Here is a 16,517-nt window from a genome sequence, read left to right on the forward strand (position 1 = left end):
AAAGTTGGCCGGGAGGCGCGGCGGCTTGGCGGGTCAGCGTTTTTTGCCGAGGCGGGTGGTGTCGTGTACGCCCCGCCCGGAGATTTCACGGGATTTGAAGGCATCGAAATCGAATCTGCCAGGGGTGATGACATCATGGCGACGACGGACGGTTTTGCGGATGACCAGCCACAGGCCTGCGCTGACGCTGATGAAGACCACCGCGACAATGATGAACATTTCCCACATGCGCGCTCTATAGCCGCAAAGGCCGTTGCTGTCATCCGGCGGCGGAGCCGGCAAACAGGGCATTGAGCGCGTCGGCCACCCGGGAGAGTTCCTCCACGGCCAGGGCGGATTCGGCCATGGCCTGGGAGGTCTCGGACACGGCCTGGGCAACATCGGTGCCGGCCTTGGCCGCCTGCTCCCCGGCCTTGGTCTGCTCGGCTGCGGTCTCGGCGATGGTGCGCACATGGGCCGAGGTTTCCCGGGCCAGGGTCAGGATGGCGTCCAGGGCTGCCCCGGCCTCGCCCGCGATACGGGTGGTCTGTTCGACCAGGGCGACAGCCTCGCCGGTGGCCTGGCGGTTGGTTTCGGCGCTGTTGCGAATGGCGGTGACGTTGCGCTCCACCTCACGGGTGGCGGCCATGGTCTTTTCGGCCAGCTTGCGGACCTCATCGGCCACCACGGCAAAGCCCCGACCCGATTCGCCGGCCCGGGCCGCCTCGATGGCGGCATTCAAGGCCAGGAGATTGGTCTGGTCGGCGATGTCGGAGATGACCCCCAGGATGCTGCCGACTTCCGTGGCCTGGCCGGACAGAATCTCCATGTGCCCGCCCAGCGCCGCGGCCTTGGTGGAGAGGTCGGCCATGCCGGAGAGCACGCGGTTCATGGTGTCGGCGGCGCCGGCGGCCTGATCGCGGGTTTTGCTGGCCACGCCGTCGGTTTCCCGGGCCGTCTCGGCGATGTTGCGGGCGGCGTGCCCCAGGTGGGTGACGGAATCGGCCACCTGTCCCATGCGGCTCTGCTGGTCGCTGGCGGCGTGGCTGGCCTGTCCCACCTGATCGGCCAGGATTGAGGCGGCATCGGCCAGATCGGCGGCCAAGCCGCCGGCTTGTCGGGCCAGGGTCGCGGTCTGGTCGTTTTGCTGGCAGATGGCGGCTTCCTTGGCCTTGAGTTCGGTCATGTCGAGGTAGAGGCACAGGCCGCCGATGGTCTCTCCGGCCGTGTCGCGCAGGGCGAAGACATTGGCCAGCACGTCGCGCCGTCCGCCCCGATGGCCGGTGATGGTCACTTCCAGGTTGGCAAAGACCTGGCCCTGGTTCATGGCCTTGCCGACCGCCGTGGCCCGCGTGGCGTCGTTGTAGAAGACTTCGGCCAGGGTGCGGCCGAGCTGGCGCTCGGGCGGGCCGTCGATTTCCAGCATGGCCAGGGTGGCGGCGTTGGTAAAGAGCACGCGTTCCTTGGCGTCGACCAGCAAATAGGGAATGGGCAGGCCCTTGGTGATGCCTGAGAGAAAACCGCGTGTGGTGCGAACGCTCTCGCCAAGCCGGGCCAGGGCCTGGGCCAAGGCCTCGGGCAAGGTCGGGATGGCTGGCGTCTTGCCGGCCTCCAGGTCGCTAAGCAGGCGCGCCAGTGCGTCTCCTTCCCGGCCTCGGCGCGCCTCGGCCGCAACCACGGCAGCCACCGCGACCACCGCCGGGAACAGACCGCAAAGCAGGCCGGGCAAGGCTCCGGAGACGCCTGACGCCCAGCCGGTCGTTGCTGCCGCCGCCAGAGAAACCGCCACTGCCGCAAACCACCAGAGCCGATGCCCGGCCATGCTCACTCTCCTTGCTTGCTCTCGCCCGGCCGTTTTGGTCGGCGGTGTCTCACGGGTTCTTCCGGGTGCCGTTGTTTTGCGAACGCGATACTAGTTCATGGGCAACATGCGGTGCTCATCGGAGCTGCCGGTGGTTGTTTGCAGGACTTCGCCGTTCTTGGCGCAGTAGGTCGCGCCGTCATAGTCCGCCGTCAGGCAGTCGCCGTTGATGACGGCAGAAGTCCAGCCCTTGAACGTGTTGAGTGTCTTTCCATCCATCATGTAGTAATACAAGGCGTAGCCCTGGCCACTTTTTACAAGACAGAATTCGTATTTGTTTGGCCGGTTGTACTCACTGGGCCGGCTTCGCATATAACAGCCGACCAGGGCCGGGTTTGGTTCCTTGTTGACCTGGGCATAGCTGGTCGGGGTGCCGGAGATATCCTGTTTGCTGACGGCGTCGAGTCCGTTGCATCCGAAAAGGGACAGGACAAGGGCAACAATCAGGCTGTACAGGGCCATGGGGTACATGGGGGCCTCCTTGGGTAAAAGACACTATGGGTATTTTCTTTTAGGCCTTTTCCGATGCCCTGGCAACAAATGCCCGGCATCTGCAGGACCGGCGGCGCTTGTCGGGAAAGGCGGGACCGGCCTGCGGCAAGACGCTTTACCACCGGCCGCAACCTGTCGTAGAGAGAGCAGCCCGGGTTGCCTCGCACCATCAGAAGGTGCTTTGAAGATTTTATCGGACACTTCGCTTTAAGGACCCCACTCATGCCGCGTCGCCTGTTTCTTCTTTGTCTGCTGTGCCTGCTGCTGCTGACCGTTCTGGCCGGTTGCGCCCGTATCGGGGTGCGCCCGGTCTCCCTCAACGACCGGGCCGGCCAGCTCGACCGCAACGCGCTCAATTCCGACCGGCCCTCGGAGCGCACCCTGCGCTTTTTGCGCCAGCGTGACCTGGAAACGGCCCTGGCGGCCGATCCGGAAACCATGTTGCGCGGCCTTGACGGCGAAGCCCGGACGGAACTCGACCGGGAAGCGGTGTTCACCCTGGCCGAACTCTGCTATGTTCAGGCAACCCGCAGCAAGAGCGATCCACAACAAGCGGCCATGTATTATCTTTCCAGCGCCGTCTACGCCTACCTGTATCTGTTCGACGCCGCCTTCAAGCCGGATCTTGATATTTATCATCCTTATTCCAGACAGGCCATGGAGTTTTACAACCGTTCCCTGGCCAATTACTTTTTATATGCGCGCACAGCCGGAATTTCCTATGCCAAGGGACGGGAACTGCCCTGGCTTATGGGCCGGGTCCGGCTGGCCGAGCGACGCTCGGAGCTGACCTTTTCGCCAGAAGAGGTGGAGAGCTTTCATCTGGCCTATGAGTTTGAAGTCAAAGGACTTTCGCCCCAGCAGGTGCGCCTGGGCATCGGCGTGCCCATCGCCGTGGTGCGTCGCCCAAGCGAGGGCGAGGGCGGCTCGAAGGCGGAACGCTTCATTCCCAAGGTGCGCCAGACGTATGCCGCCTCGCTGTTTCTGCGCTTTGATCCAACCGCCCGGAAAAACAAGTACGGGACTCTGGTCTACGACGCGGACCTGGAAATCCACGATCCCATGAAGACGGATTTTCTGGACGTGGGCAGGGCGCGGGTACCCATGGAAATCGACCTGACCACGCCGCTGGCCTTCATGATGCAGAATACGCCCGAGCCAAGCGGCCTGGAAGGCATGATGAATCCGGCGGCCTGGGAAAAGGTCACCCAGCTGTACATGCTCCAGCCCTACGACCCGGACAAGATTCCGGTGGTTTTTGTCCATGGGCTGCTGTCGGCTCCAACCACCTGGGCGCCGATGCTTAACGGCCTCATGGGCGATCCCGAACTGCGCGCCCGCTACCAGTTCTGGTTTTTTCGCTACCCGACCGGCAATCCCATGCTTTTCTCCGCTTCCATTCTGCGCGCTTCCCTGGATGAGGTGCGCCACGTCTTCGATCCCGCCGGCAACAACCCCAATTTCAACGCCATGGTGGTGGTCGGGCACAGCATGGGCGGCCTGCTGACCAAGACCCTGGTTCTGGACAGCGGCGACGCCTTGTGGGCCAATGTTTCGAAAAAGAAGCTCGATGACCTGCCGCTTGCGCCGGATGACCGCACGGTGCTGCAAAACGCCTTGTATTTCACGCATCGCCCTTATGTGTCGCGGGTGGTTTTTATTTCCACGCCCCACCGGGGGTCGGAGCTGGCCCTCGGGGTTGTCGGCAACATCGGCCGGGCGCTGATCAGCCTGCCGCTCAACGTGCTCAAGCCGCTGGGAGCGGTCGCCGCCGCCCTGGTCCATACCGCCCATGCCGGCGGCAATCCCGTCGTCGAAGGCGGACGCCTGCCCACGGGCATCGACAGCCTTTCGCCCAAGAATCCCAGCCTCAAGACCCTGGTCGAACTGCCCATGACCGTTCCCTACCATTCGATCATCGGCAACGAGAAAAAAGCCGACGTCCCGGGCGGCACCGACGGCATCGTGCCCTACTGGAGTTCGCATCTCGACGGTGCGGTGTCGGAAAAAATCGTCCACTCCGGGCACAGCGCCCAGGACCATCCCCTGGCTATCCGCGAGGTGCGGCGCATCCTGCTTGAGCACGCCAAGGACCATCCCGCCAACTGAGTCGCGCCAACCGCCCAGGCGCTTTTGACCCGGCGCACGCACTCTGCTCTTGCTCCCGGGACGCTTGCCGCCTATACCTTGCGCGTCACGAAATCGTCGCTTCGCCGCCACAATTTCGTCATGTCGGGAGGGTTGATGGCCAGACGTTCCATAACATTGAATTTTCTACTCTGGACCTGGGGATTTTTCCTGCTGGTCCTAAGCGGCGTCTTTGTCTTTGCCACGGGCAAGGCCGAACGGGCCGTGCTGGCCGAGGCCGAAGACCGGGCCCGGCATTCCCTGGAACTGGCCCAATATCTCCTGCGTTCCCATCCGCCCTTTCCCGGCGACGCCGATCTGGCCGGCTATGTCGACAGCCTGGGGCCGCACCTGGGCTTTCGCCTGAGCTATATCGTGGCTGGCCGGGTGGTGGCGGATTCCGACGTCGGCGCGTCCGGGGTGGGCGAGATGGAGAATCACGCCGACCGGCCCGAGGTGCGGCAGGCCCAGGCTGGCGGCTTTGGCCAGGATTTGCGCTTAAGCCACACCCTTGGCCGGGATATGCTGTATGTGGCCCAACAATTTTCCGGTACGGACAGTATCGCGCCGGGCATCGTGCGCCTGGCCCTGCCGGTGTCGGCGCTTCGCGGCGAGCTTGGCCGGGGGCGCGAAACGCTGCTCGCCGTTCTGGTCCTGGTCTTTGTCGCCGGCGGGGTGGCCGTCTATGTCCTGGCCCGGCGCATGTCCGGTTCCATCCGGGAGATTTCAGGCGTGGTGGCGGCCATCGGCGACGGCCACTACGACCGTCGCATCCATATCGTGTCGGCCACGGATTTCGCCCCCCTGGCCGAAGCCATCAATACCCTGGCCGCGCGCATCGGCTCCCACGTGGGCGAGATCGAAGAGCGTCGCCAGCGTCAGGAAACCATTTTCGAGGGCATGGCCGAAGGGCTGGCCATCCTTGATGCAGCCGGGCGGATCGTGGCCGCCAACCGGGCTTTTCGCGACATGTTCCCCAAACTGGCCGAGCCGGTGGGCCGGATTCCCCTGGAAGCCGGCGTGCCCCTTTGCGTGGACCGCGCCCTGGCCGGCAAGGCCGACGAGACAGCCGCAGTCTGTCGGGTTGGCCGGTTCGAGCTGCCAAGCGGCCGGGTGGTGGATGTCACGGCCGCATCCACACGCTTGGCCGGGCAGGACAGCGGGCGCATCGTCACCTTTCACGACGTCACCGAAGCGGCCACCATGGACCGTATTTTCCGCGATTTCGTCATCGACGCCTCCCACAACCTGCGCACCCCTCTGACCAAGGTGCTGGGCTATGGCGAGACGGCCCAGGATATGCTGGCGGCCGAGCCGGCCGACGTCGGCGGGGCGGGAAGCGCCCTGGCGGTGGTGGTGGCCTCGGCCGGAGCCATGAAGACCGTCATCGACGATCTGCTGGCCGCCGCCCGGGACCGCTTTGCCGCGGCCAAGGCCAAGGCTCCGGCCACCGATGCCCTGGCCGCCCTTAAGCAGGCCCTGGCGGCGGCCGACCCCGTGCTGCGGGCCAAGGGCGTTACGGCCCGCATCCTCGACGCGCCGGACGGCCCGGTCCCGGTGGCTGCGCCCTATGACGTCCTGGTGCAGGCCTTTGGGGCCATCCTGGCCCAGACTCCGGATGCGGCCTCCACGGCCATTGTCGTGGCCTGCGAGGGGGAGGACGTCATGATCCGGTTTCAGGGTCCGGCCCGGCTGGATGTGCTCCTGCCTGGGGCAGAGCTGCTTGCGGCCGGGGGCGAGGCCTTTCTCGACGGCGCAACCCGGGTGGTGCGGCTGGTCGCGGCCTAGGCGCTATTTTTCCAGCTGCGGCAGGGAGTTGTGCGGATTTTTGAGCCTTGCGGACGGTGTTCTCTTCACCAGCCGGGCGGTAGCATGTGTTTGTCACGGCGCAGGCGGCCCGCATGGTGCGCGGCGAGTTCGGTCGTATTGAACGGTTCTTCCAATCCTTTTTAATCTGCGGAGACGCGCATGGGTTTCAGCCTCTTTCCCCGATCCGTTAAGTTCTACGACCTGTTCAAGGAGCAACACCGCAAGCTGGTCAAGGCCGTGGGCATCCTTGATGAACTCTTTACGACGTTTGACGATGTCGAGGAACGCTGCAAACGCATCAACATCATTGAGTCCGAAGGCAACGCCATCAGCCGGCGCATCGCCAAAGAACTTTCCCAGACCTTCATCACGCCCATCGACCGTGAGGACATTCACCAGATCAACCTCACTCAGGAAGACCTGCTCAATCTCATCAAGGCCATTGCCTCGCGCATCGGGCTTTTTGGCTTCGACCGCATCCGCTATCCGGCCCGGCGCATTGTGGCCAACCTGCGGGCCATGATCGAGGAACTCGGGGTGGTGCTTGGCCAGATGAGCGCCAACAAGAAGAGCGAGGAAAGCTTCCATAAGATCGAGAATCTCAAGCATGAGTGCGAAACCCTGGTCATGGTCGGCATCGGCGAACTCTACGACGGCGGCGACGAGACCAAGGACTATGCAGCCATCTTAAACATCGTCAAATGGAAGCATATCTTCGACCGCATCGAGGCGGCCGTTGAGCGGGCCGAGGCCCTGTCCGACATCCTGGAAGGGGTGGTGCTCAAAAATGCCTGACCTGCCCCTCCTGCTCGTTGTCGTGGTGGGCATTGCCCTGCTCTTTGACTTCACCAACGGGGCCCACGACAGCGCCAACGCCATCGCCACCATTGTCTCCACCAAGGTGCTCTCGCCCTTGACGGCGGTTTTGATGGCCGGGGCGCTGAACCTCCTTGGCGCATTTCTGGGCGAGTCGGTGGCCCACACCATCGGCAGCGGCATCGTCCAGCCGGAGATGGTCGCCGGCAGCCAGGGCCTGGTGTTGGCCGCGCTGTTGGGCGCGATCTGCTGGAACCTGCTCACCTGGTATCTCGGCATTCCCTCGTCTTCGTCCCATGCCCTGATTGGCGGGTTGATCGGCGCGGCCGTGGCCTATGGCGGTTGGGATGCGCCGCTGTACGGCTCCATCGGGATCAAGGTGATCGTGCCGCTGCTTCTTTCACCCCTGGCCGGGTTTCTTTCGGGCTATCTGCTCATGGTGCTTCTGTCCTGGCTGGTGGTCAAAAGCACGCCCGGACGGGTCAATGCCCTGTTTAAAAAGCTCCAGATCGTTTCTTCCGCCTTCATGGCCACCAGCCACGGCTTAAACGACGCCCAGAAGACCATGGGCATCATCACCCTGGCCCTGTTCAGCTTCCATGAGATTCCGGAGATGGCCGTGCCGTTTTGGGTGAAGCTGGCCTGCGCCCTGGCTATGGGCCTGGGCACGGCCTCGGGCGGCTGGAAGATCGTCAAGACCATGGGGCACAAGATCTTCAAGCTCGAACCCATTCACGGCTTTGCCGCCGAAACCGCCGCCGCCGCCGTCATCAGCAGCGCCTCGTTTTTCGGCGCGCCCATTTCCACCACCCACATCATTTCCACCACGGTCATCGGCGTGGGCGCGTCCAAACGGCTGTCGGCCGTGCGCTGGGGCGTGGCCGGCCAGCTGGTGGTGGCCTGGGTGCTGACCATCCCGGCCGCAGCCCTGGTTGCGGCGGCCTGCTACTGGCTGCTGTCCGTCACGGGGCTGGCCGTCTAGCCGCTCGTTTTTTGACCCGCAAAAAAGCCGGGGGACTGCTCCCCCGGCCCGGCCCAAAGGCCGGCCGCCATACACCATGGCCGCCGGCCTTTGTCCTTGTTGCCGGTTTCCCCGGCGAAACGTTTGGCCTACGGCCCTCTTCAGCCTCGCCTCTCCACTGGCGTGCCGCAGCAACGGTGCTTCCCGTCACGCTGCGGTGTCCGGCTGGCAGTCGTCAAAGCCTGGAGCGAGTCCGGCCCACCCGCGACATCTCGCTCCTCCCCCTTGGCCCCTGTCAGGGAGGGTCCGGGAGGGGGTTACCCCCTCCCGGCCGCCGGAGGCACTCTTCTCTCTTTCTTTCTTCTCCCTCCCCTACGCCGCCGTGGCGGCAGCGCGTTCGTCGGCGGTCATGGCGGCCAGCCGCTTGATCTCGGCCGCGTCGAGGCCAAGGCCGGCGGCCATGCGTTCGCCGAAGTCGGCGTCGGCCTTCATGAACAGGGCGCACTGGCGTTTTTGGATGCGGGGCAGGGCGGCCGAAAGGTGGCCGAGGAGGTTGCCGATGAGATGCTCGCGGTCCATGTCGTTCATGGCTTTGCGGTAGAGTTCGCCGGGCTGGATGAAGTCGTCGTTGGGGTGGGCGTAGGCGAACCGGCCGGCCTCGCCTTCCAGGGGGACGTGCGGTTCCAGCACCGAGGGATCGGGCGCGGGCGCGCCGAAGCTGTTGGGCCAGTAGTTGGGTCCGGCTCCGCCGCCGTCGTCGGTGCGCATGGCTCCGTCGCGCTGGTAATTGGCCACAGCGGCGTGTCTGGGCGCGTTGACCGGGATGAGCTGGTAGTTGGGCCCCAGGCGGTGCAGGTGGGTGTCGTGGTAGGAGAACAGCCGGCCCTGGAGCATCTTGTCCGGGGAGGCGGCGATGCCGGGCACGAAGTTGCTCGGATTGAAGGCCGCCTGTTCCACTTCGGCGAAGTAGTTCACCGGGTTGCGATCAAGGGTCAGTTTGCCGATGACCTGGGGCGGCACGTCGGCGTGGGGCCAGACCTTGGTGACGTCGAAGATGTCGTAGCGGTAGTCCTTGGCCTGCTTGGGGGTCATGATCTGCATTTCCAGCGTCCAGGACGGCGGATTGCCCGAGGCGATGGCTTCAAACAGGTCGCGGGTGGCGTGGTCGGGATCGCTGCTGGCCAGGGCGTCGGACTCGGCCCGGGTGAGGTTTTTGATCTTCTGGTCGGTCTTGAAATGGTACTTCACCCAGAAGTATTCACCGGCGGCGTTGTACCACTTGTAGGTGTGGCTGCTGTAGCCGTTCATGGTCCGGTAGGTGGCCGGGGTGCCCCGGTCGGAGAACAGGATCAGCACCTGATGCAGGGACTCCGGGGTGAGCGACAGGAAGTCCCAGAACATGTTGGCGTCTTTGAGGTTGGTCTGGGGGTTGCGCTTCTGGGTGTGGATGAAATCGGGGAATTTGAGCGGATCGCGGATGAAAAAGACCGGGGTGTTGTTGCCGACGAGGTCGTAGTTGCCTTCCTCGGTGTAAAACTTGAGGGCAAAGCCGCGGGGGTCGCGGGCCGAGTCGGCCGAACCGCGTTCGCCGCCGACCGTGGAGAAGCGGGCGAACGCCTCGGTACGCTTGCCGATCTGGGAAAGGAAGGCGGCCCGGGTGTAACGGGTCACGTCGGCCGTGACCTCGAAGAAGCCGTGCGCGCCGGCTCCCTTGGCATGCACCACCCGCTCGGGAATGCGTTCCCGGTCGAAATGGGACATTTTTTCCAGCAGATGCACGTCTTGCATGAGCGCCGGGCCACGTGGGCCGGCCGTTTGCGTATTGAGATCGTTGCCGATGGGTGCGCCAAAACCGGTGGTCATTGTTTTGTTGTCAGGCATTCGTACGTCTCCTGTCCGAGACCTGCCCCGCGGGAGTGGGGCCAGGCCGTTATGGATAATCATTCTCTTAAATGAGTTCCCAGGGAGTGGCAACGGCAGCCCGCAAAAAAAAGCCCCCGTCCGCTGGACAGGGGCTGCAAGAAGCCAGGATCATGGCGTTTATTTCTTGTCGGGAAGGTCTTCGCCGTTCCCCTCTTCCGCATTGTCCGCCCCGTCCGTGGTGCTCCGTCGGGCTTGGCAGGCCGGGCACAGGCCAAAAAAATCCAGGCGGTGGGTGAGGATGCTGTAGCCGGTGGCCTGGGCCAGGGCTGCGGCCATGGCCTCGACGCCGGGAAGTTCCGGGTCGACCACCGCGCCGCAACCCTGGCAGATGAGATGGGGATGCGGGTTCGGTCGGGCCGCGTCGTAGCGGTTGTCGCGGTCGCTAAATTGCAGTTCCAGAACCTCGCCGCAGGCCTTGAGGGCCGCGATGGTCTTGTAGACCGTGGCCAGACTGAGGTCGGCGATGTCGGGCAGGAGCCGGCGATGCACGGTCTCGGCCGAGGGATGGTCCGGACTTTGGGCCAGCACCGTGAGGATGGCCAGTCGCTGGGGGGTGATGCGGTAGCCGCAGCCGCGCAGTCGTTCGGTGATGACGGCAAGTCGTGAGGTGTCGGGATTGGTCATAGGAAACGCCGCCTCATGCGGCCTGGGCCGGTCCGCCGGACGCGGCGCGGGACGGAGGGCCGGGGAAACGGTTGTCGTTGCAACACGGGCAAAGGGCCAAGGCGGCTAGCGCGCCAGCATGGCCCGCAACAGATCGGCGCAGCCTTCGGCGCTGTGGCTGGCCCGGTAGACATATTCCACAAAGCGGATGATCTGGTACACCCGGGAAAAATCCAGGCCCGAGGCGTAGGCGGCGCTGATCAGGCCGCGTTTGGCCCGCACCACCTTGAGGTGTTGCAGCCGGATCTCGTGCATGCGCGATTTGACGTCGCCCCGGGTGTTGCGGCCGGTGAGGATGAGATCAATGGTGTCGGCCAGGGCCGGGCGCAGCATGGCCACCGTGATTCCCGCCTGTTCCACGCTCTCGGACATGGCCTGGGCCAGGGCGGGGGGGATGTCGAAGCTGCCAAGTCCGAGCCAGGCCACGGCCTCCTGCACGGCGTCCAGGATATTGTCCTGGCTGCGCGTGTAGTTGAGGAACAGGGTCTTGTCCACGACCATGAGAAACCCGGCCGGCAGGTGGTTGCGGATGCGTCGTTTGATTTTGTCGGCCTCGGCTTCGAGGATGTCGATTTCCCCGACCAGCACTTTGAAACCCAGGTCCTGGCCGTCGGCCAGACTGCGTTTGAGGGCTTCGTCCAAAAGGGCCATGCCCCGGCCGATAGGCTGGTAGTGGTCGAGCAGGCCAGGCAGATAGTCTTGGCGACGCGGGCCGAGAAAGCGCAGGGCGGGGCAGAGCATGAGGCGGTCTCCTTGGCGTGGATGCGGTCCGTGCTGCAACCGAGGCCAAGGGATGCGGCAAAGGGGGCGGGGCTGTCAACCGGTGATCGCGGGCCTGGCCGTTTGCAGGGCGTTTTTCCGCCGGGGCCATGGTCGTCCGGTTTGCCGCGCCGGGTCTGCGGGACGCAGCGGGCCGGACTGCTTCACACAACGGGAAGAGGTCTGATCGTCATTTCGTTCTTTGGAAAGAAGCGCTCTGGACGGCCGGGACAGGCAACGGCTGGACGACTGGCTTGTCGGCATCTGTGCCAACGCACTGGAAATGCTGGGGCGCGGCGTCTGGCTGGGGAGCAAAACGCACTGGACGTTTCATTGTACTGGAGGGACAGATGGCGAAGGGGGGCGGTGGAAGGGGCAATACACCTTAAGGACGGCCTGAACCTGATTTGGTTGCGATATTTGCCAGTTTGCGACAACTGTGGCTGCAGACAGGGAAAATAGCAGCAATTGCCTTGCTGCGGGCTGGGCAGCTGTCGCGGGCATGCTTTGCCGTTTCTTGAGAATAGTGTTGCGGTTGAGTGGGTTATTGAATATGGATGCAGACGATGCGCACCCTTTCAAGGAGAACCCTCATGCGTCCATTCCTGCCGCGTCCACTGCTCATGTATGTCATCCTGGCCACGCTTGCCGCGGTCATGTCCCTGTCCGGTTGCAGCGGACAGGATGCGGAGAAAAAGCCGGCCGCCAAGGCTGCCGAGCCGGCAGCCGTCATGGTGCAGGCCAAGGCCCCGGTCGTGGCCGATGTGCCGGTGTACGGCGAATACGTGGGACGTTTGGCGGCCAAGGAGAATGTGGAGGTTCGGGCCAGATTGGAAGGCTATCTCAAGGAGCGCAACTTCACCGAAGGGTCCATCGTCAAGAAAGGCGACCTGCTCTTTGTTATCGAACCGCGCCAGTATCAGGAAAATCTGCAAAAGGCCAAGGCCGAGCTGGAACGCCAGAACGCCCTTTTCGCCAAGGCCAAGGTCGATCTGTCCCGGTTTGAGCAGCTGTATAAACAGCAGGCGGTCAGCCGCGACGAATACGACACGCGGCTCACCAACCAGCGCGAACTTTCGGCCAACGTCGATCACGCCAAAGCCGCCGTGGACGCCGCAGAACGCGATCTCGGCTATACCCGCATCATTGCCCCCATTACCGGTCGCATCGGCAAGACCTACGTCAATGTCGGCAACCTCGTCGGCAAGGGCGACAACACGCTTCTGGCCGAAATCTCCACCACCGACCCCATGTACGCGGACTTTGCCATCAGCGAACGGGACTACCTGGAGTTCTCCAAGGCCAGACACGCCAATGGCGACAAGGATCGGGAATTTCCCCTGACCCTGCTTTTGGCCGACGACTCCGTTTATCCCCACCAAGGGCAGGCCGACATGGCCGACCGGGCGCTGGACGCCAAGACCGGCACCCTGGCTGTGCGCGGCATTTTCCCCAATCCGCAAGGGCTGCTCAAGCCCGGCCAGTTCGCCAAGATCCGGGCGCTGCTGGAGCAACGCCAAGGGGCCATGCTCGTGCCTCAGCGGGCCATCGTGGACGTCCAGGGCACCAAGTCGGTGTACGTGGTCGGCAAAGACAATCGCATCGAGGCCAAGGCCGTGACCCTTGGCGGCAGCAAGGACGGCTCTTACGTCATCGACGCCGGGCTTACGCCGACGGACATGGTGGTGGTGGAAGGCCTCTCCAAGGTTCGCCCCGGCGCGCTGGTCAAGATCGTGCCCGCCCCTGACGCTCCGGCCGCTCCGGCCGCCCAGGCTGCAACGCCGACGCCGCCCGCCGCCGCGCCGGCCAAACCCTAGGGGGCCGGCCATGGTCAATTTCTTCATCGACCGGCCGGTTTTCGCCTCGGTCCTGTCCATCATCATCACCCTGGTCGGGGCCATCTGCATCCTGACCCTGCCCATTGCCCAGTATCCGCAGATCGTGCCGCCGACCGTCCAGGTGACCGCCACCTACGACGGGGCCAGCGCCCAGGTGGTGGAAGAGTCCGTGGCCACGCCCATCGAGCAGGAAGTCAACGGGGCCCAGGACATGCTCTACATGAATTCCGTCAGCTCCAACGACGGGCGCATGGTCCTAAACGTCACCTTCGACATCTCCCGCGACCTGGATCTGGCCACCGTGGACGTGCAAAACCGCGTGGCCCTGGCCAATTCGCGCCTGCCCTCGGAAGTTGTGCGGCGCGGCATCTCGGTCAAGAAACAGTCCCCGGACATGCTGTTGGTCATCAACTTAAATTCCCCGGATGCCAGCCGGGATACCCTTTTTCTCAACAACTACGCCAAAATCAACATCACCGACGCCCTGGCCCGCGTGCCCGGCGTCGGCAACGTGGCTGTGTTTGGCGAGCGCGACTACGGCATGCGCGTCTGGCTCGATCCGGACAAGCTGGCCCGGCTGGGCCTGACCTCTTCCGACGTGTCCCAGGCCATCAAGGACCAGAACGTCCAGGCCCCGGCAGGCCAGATCGGCATGCCGCCGGCTCCCCCGGGCCAGGAGTTCCAGTTGACCGTGCAGGTCAAGGGCCGGCTGACCGATCCCGAGGAATTCGCCGACATCATCGTGCGCACCGGCAAGGCCGCCGAGATCGTGCGCATCCGCGACGTGGGCCGGGTGGAACTGGGCAGCCAGAGCTACAACGCCTTTACCCGGCTCAACCAAAGCCCCACCTGCACCATCCAGGTCTACCAGCTGCCCGGAGCCAACGCCCTGGACGTGGTGGCCAAGATCCGGGCGATCATGGCCGAACAGGCCGGTTATTTCCCGTCCGGCGTCAGCTACACCATTCCCTACGACACCACCAAGTTCGTCACCGCCTCCATTCACGAAGTCTTAAAGACGCTCTTTGAGGCCGTGGCCCTGGTCCTGATCGTGGTCTATATTTTCCTGCAAAACGGTCGGGCCACGCTTATTCCCATGCTCACCGTGCCGGTGTCCCTGGTCGGGGCCTTTGCCTTCATGCAGGCCTTTGGCTTCTCCATCAATACGCTGACGCTTTTCGGGCTGGTCCTGGCCATCGGCATCGTGGTCGACGACGCCATTGTGGTGGTCGAGGCGGTGCAGCACAAGATCGACCATGAGAAAATGAACCCCCGCGAGGCCACCCGGGCGGCCATGGCCGAGGTGGCCGGGCCGGTCATTGCCATATCCTTGGTGCTCATTTCCGTCTTTGTGCCGGTGGCGTTCATGGGCGGGGTCACCGGGCGGCTCTATCAGCAGTTCGCGCTGACGTTGGCCGTGTCCGTGGCCCTGTCCGCCATCTGCGCGCTGACCCTCTCGCCGGCCCTGTGCGCGCTGATCCTTCGGCCGGCCTCCATGCCGCGCGGACCGCTCGGGGCCTTTTTCCGGGGATTCAACTGGCTTTTTGACGTCACCACCAAGGGGTATGCCTCGGGGGTGCGCGTGGCCATCAAGCGGATGCTCGTCACCGTCGTGTGTCTGGCGGCGGTCGGCGGCGGGGCCTGGCATCTGCTGACCACCCTGCCCACGGGCTTTGTGCCCGACGAGGACCAGGGCTATTTCATCGTCAACATGATGCTGCCCGAGGGTGCGTCGCTTGAGCGCAACGACGCCGTGGTGAGACGCATCGAGGAGCGCATGGCCGCCGATCCGGCCGTGGCCGACGTGCTGGCCCTTGGCGGCTACAACCTGCTGACCAGCGCCTACAGCTCGTACAGCAGCGCCATGTTCGTGATCTTAAAGCCCTGGAACGAGCGCAAAACCCAGGAGTTGTCCCTGGACGCCGTCATGGGCCGGGCCAAGGCGTCGTTTGCCGATGTCCAGGAAGCCATCGTCATGGCCTTTAACCCCTCGCCCATTCCGGGCCTGGGGACCACCGGCGGCTTCCAGTTCGAACTCCAGGACCGCACCGGCGGCCCGGTGGACGCCCTGGCCCGCACGGCCTACGATTTCATGGCCGAGGCGAGGCGTCAGCCGTCCATTACCGGGCTTTTTACCGACTTCAGCGTGGACGTGCCCCAGCTCTTTTACAACCTCGACCGGGACAAGGTGCAGACCATGTCCATTCCGCCAAGCACGGTCTTCGAGGCTCTGCAGACCTATCTTGGCGGACTCTACGTCAACGATTTCAATAAATTCGGCCGCACTTACCGGGTCATGCTCCAGGCCGAGCCGCGTTTTCGCGGCAGCCCGGCCGACATCGAACGCTTCTACGTGCGCTCCGGCACGGGCGAGATGGTGCCGCTGTCCACCCTGGGGCTGACCAAGGACATCCGGGGGCCGGAATACATCCGCCGCTTCAACCTGTTCCGCACGGTGGAGATCGCCGGCGGCACGCCCGAAGGCTTTTCCTCGGGCCAGTCGATTGCCACCATGGCCAATCTGGCCAAGACCACCTTGCCCCAGGGCTACGGCTACTCCTGGACCGGCATCGCCTTCCAGGAGGCCAGCTCCGGCGGCCAGTCGGTCTTCATCTTCGGGCTGGCCCTGCTCATGGTGTTCCTGGTCCTGGCCGCCCAGTACGAGTCCTGGGCCGTGCCCTTTGCCGTCATCCTGGCCGTGCCCCTGGCCGTTTTCGGGGCCATGGCCGGACAGATGCTGCGGGGCCTGGAAAACAACGTCTACGCCCAGATCGGTCTGGTCATGCTGATCGGTCTGGCCGCCAAAAACGCCATCCTGATCGTGGAATTCGCCAAGGCCCGGCGCGAGGCCGGGGACAGTCCGGCCGAGGCGGCCGTGACCGCCTCCATCCTGCGTTTCCGGCCCATCCTCATGACCTCGTTCGCCTTTATCCTGGGCGTCGTGCCGATGCTCACCGCCACCGGGGCCGGCGCAGCCAGCCGCCATGCCCTGGGCACGGCCGTCTTTGGCGGCATGATCGCGGCCACGGTCCTGGGTGTGTACTTCGTGCCGGCGCTCTACTGCGGCATCCAGCGGCTGGTCGAGCGCGGCGGCCGGGACGTGCGAAAAGAGGGGACAGAAGAGGCGTAAGAGGGCCTCCGGCGGCCGGGGGCCTGAGGCCCCCGGACCCCCCAACTGGGTATAGGGGGACGGCGTGGCAGCGACGCTGGACGGGAGCGTGCAATATGCACGTCGGTCGAGCCATGCTGTCGGGCAAGGGTGATGGAGACAACAGGTGTTCCGGCGGCC

At 64.4% G+C, this 16,517-nt stretch carries 12 protein-coding genes; 6 read left to right on the forward strand and 6 right to left on the reverse strand.

Annotation, left to right across the window (positions count from 1 at the left end):
* Positions 1-33 precede the first annotated feature (33 nt).
* From NY78_RS15705 to NY78_RS15715, 3 genes are all read right to left on the reverse strand, one after another.
* Positions 34-219, reverse strand: coding sequence for a hypothetical protein (locus NY78_RS15705; RefSeq protein ID WP_231584015.1), 186 nt, complete (start codon positions 217-219; stop codon positions 34-36).
* Positions 220-259: 40 nt separating this feature from the next.
* Positions 260-1,801, reverse strand: coding sequence for a methyl-accepting chemotaxis protein (locus NY78_RS15710; RefSeq protein ID WP_043637915.1), 1,542 nt, complete (start codon positions 1,799-1,801; stop codon positions 260-262).
* A 90-nt stretch (positions 1,802-1,891) separates the two neighbouring features.
* Positions 1,892-2,311 carry a hypothetical protein gene (locus NY78_RS15715; protein WP_053062243.1) on the reverse strand — a complete coding sequence of 140 codons (420 nt, stop codon included), beginning with the start codon at positions 2,309-2,311 and terminating at the stop codon, positions 1,892-1,894.
* 243 nt (positions 2,312-2,554) lie between these two features.
* Here NY78_RS15715 and NY78_RS15720 point away from each other — a divergent pair, with 243 nt between their 5' ends.
* From NY78_RS15720 to NY78_RS15735, 4 genes are all read left to right on the forward strand, one after another.
* The gene (locus NY78_RS15720) at positions 2,555-4,441 is read left to right on the forward strand and encodes an esterase/lipase family protein (RefSeq protein WP_043637916.1); all 1,887 of its coding nucleotides are present in this window, start codon (positions 2,555-2,557) and stop codon (positions 4,439-4,441) included.
* Positions 4,442-4,576: 135 nt separating this feature from the next.
* The gene (locus NY78_RS15725) at positions 4,577-6,247 is read left to right on the forward strand and encodes a HAMP domain-containing protein (protein ID WP_043637917.1); all 1,671 of its coding nucleotides are present in this window, start codon (positions 4,577-4,579) and stop codon (positions 6,245-6,247) included.
* Between the two features lie 180 nt (positions 6,248-6,427).
* Complete coding sequence (locus NY78_RS15730) at positions 6,428-7,063, forward strand: DUF47 domain-containing protein (protein ID WP_043637920.1); 636 nt, start codon at positions 6,428-6,430, stop codon at positions 7,061-7,063.
* Positions 7,056-8,066 (forward strand): inorganic phosphate transporter, encoded by a 1,011-nt coding sequence (locus NY78_RS15735; RefSeq protein WP_043637923.1) that lies wholly within the window; start codon positions 7,056-7,058, stop codon positions 8,064-8,066. Before NY78_RS15730 ends, NY78_RS15735 begins: the two co-directional genes overlap by 8 nt.
* A gap of 351 nt (positions 8,067-8,417) precedes the next feature.
* Here NY78_RS15735 and NY78_RS15740 read toward each other — a convergent pair whose 3' ends face one another.
* The 3 genes from NY78_RS15740 to NY78_RS15750 form a co-directional block, all read right to left on the reverse strand.
* The gene (locus tag NY78_RS15740; RefSeq protein WP_043637926.1) at positions 8,418-9,926 is read right to left on the reverse strand and encodes a catalase; all 1,509 of its coding nucleotides are present in this window, start codon (positions 9,924-9,926) and stop codon (positions 8,418-8,420) included.
* Positions 9,927-10,085: 159 nt separating this feature from the next.
* A complete protein-coding gene (locus NY78_RS15745; protein ID WP_082140064.1) occupies positions 10,086-10,592 on the reverse strand; it encodes a Fur family transcriptional regulator in 507 nt (168 codons plus the stop codon).
* Between the two features lie 105 nt (positions 10,593-10,697).
* On the reverse strand, positions 10,698-11,372 hold the full coding sequence (locus tag NY78_RS15750; RefSeq protein ID WP_043637927.1) for a DUF47 domain-containing protein: 675 nt from the start codon (positions 11,370-11,372) through the stop codon (positions 10,698-10,700).
* 611 nt (positions 11,373-11,983) lie between these two features.
* On the opposite strand from NY78_RS15750, the gene NY78_RS15755 reads away from it, so the two are divergent.
* On the forward strand, positions 11,984-13,207 hold the full coding sequence (locus NY78_RS15755; RefSeq protein ID WP_043637929.1) for an efflux RND transporter periplasmic adaptor subunit: 1,224 nt from the start codon (positions 11,984-11,986) through the stop codon (positions 13,205-13,207).
* A gap of 10 nt (positions 13,208-13,217) precedes the next feature.
* Positions 13,218-16,358 carry an efflux RND transporter permease subunit gene (locus NY78_RS15760; RefSeq protein ID WP_043637932.1) on the forward strand — a complete coding sequence of 1,047 codons (3,141 nt, stop codon included), beginning with the start codon at positions 13,218-13,220 and terminating at the stop codon, positions 16,356-16,358.
* The last annotated feature ends 159 nt before the right edge of the window (positions 16,359-16,517 follow it).

Origin of the sequence: Desulfovibrio sp. TomC, from assembly GCF_000801335.2 — a bacterium.
In the GTDB taxonomy this organism is placed as follows: domain Bacteria; phylum Desulfobacterota; class Desulfovibrionia; order Desulfovibrionales; family Desulfovibrionaceae; genus Solidesulfovibrio.

Excerpts from the sequence above, each read along its gene's own strand:
- NY78_RS15705 (WP_231584015.1), bottom strand. The coding sequence starts at position 219 with ATGTTCATCATTGTCGCGGTGGTCTTCATCAGCGTCAGCGCAGGCCTG.
- NY78_RS15710 (WP_043637915.1), bottom strand. The coding sequence starts at position 1,801 with ATGGCCGGGCATCGGCTCTGGTGGTTTGCGGCAGTGGCGGTTTCTCTG.
- NY78_RS15715 (WP_053062243.1), bottom strand. The coding sequence starts at position 2,311 with ATGTACCCCATGGCCCTGTACAGCCTGATTGTTGCCCTTGTCCTGTCC.
- NY78_RS15720 (WP_043637916.1), top strand. The coding sequence starts at position 2,555 with ATGCCGCGTCGCCTGTTTCTTCTTTGTCTGCTGTGCCTGCTGCTGCTG.
- NY78_RS15725 (WP_043637917.1), top strand. The coding sequence starts at position 4,577 with ATGGCCAGACGTTCCATAACATTGAATTTTCTACTCTGGACCTGGGGA.
- NY78_RS15730 (WP_043637920.1), top strand. The coding sequence starts at position 6,428 with ATGGGTTTCAGCCTCTTTCCCCGATCCGTTAAGTTCTACGACCTGTTC.
- NY78_RS15735 (WP_043637923.1), top strand. The coding sequence starts at position 7,056 with ATGCCTGACCTGCCCCTCCTGCTCGTTGTCGTGGTGGGCATTGCCCTG.
- NY78_RS15740 (WP_043637926.1), bottom strand. The coding sequence starts at position 9,926 with ATGCCTGACAACAAAACAATGACCACCGGTTTTGGCGCACCCATCGGC.
- NY78_RS15745 (WP_082140064.1), bottom strand. The coding sequence starts at position 10,592 with ATGACCAATCCCGACACCTCACGACTTGCCGTCATCACCGAACGACTG.
- NY78_RS15750 (WP_043637927.1), bottom strand. The coding sequence starts at position 11,372 with ATGCTCTGCCCCGCCCTGCGCTTTCTCGGCCCGCGTCGCCAAGACTAT.
- NY78_RS15755 (WP_043637929.1), top strand. The coding sequence starts at position 11,984 with ATGCGTCCATTCCTGCCGCGTCCACTGCTCATGTATGTCATCCTGGCC.
- NY78_RS15760 (WP_043637932.1), top strand. The coding sequence starts at position 13,218 with ATGGTCAATTTCTTCATCGACCGGCCGGTTTTCGCCTCGGTCCTGTCC.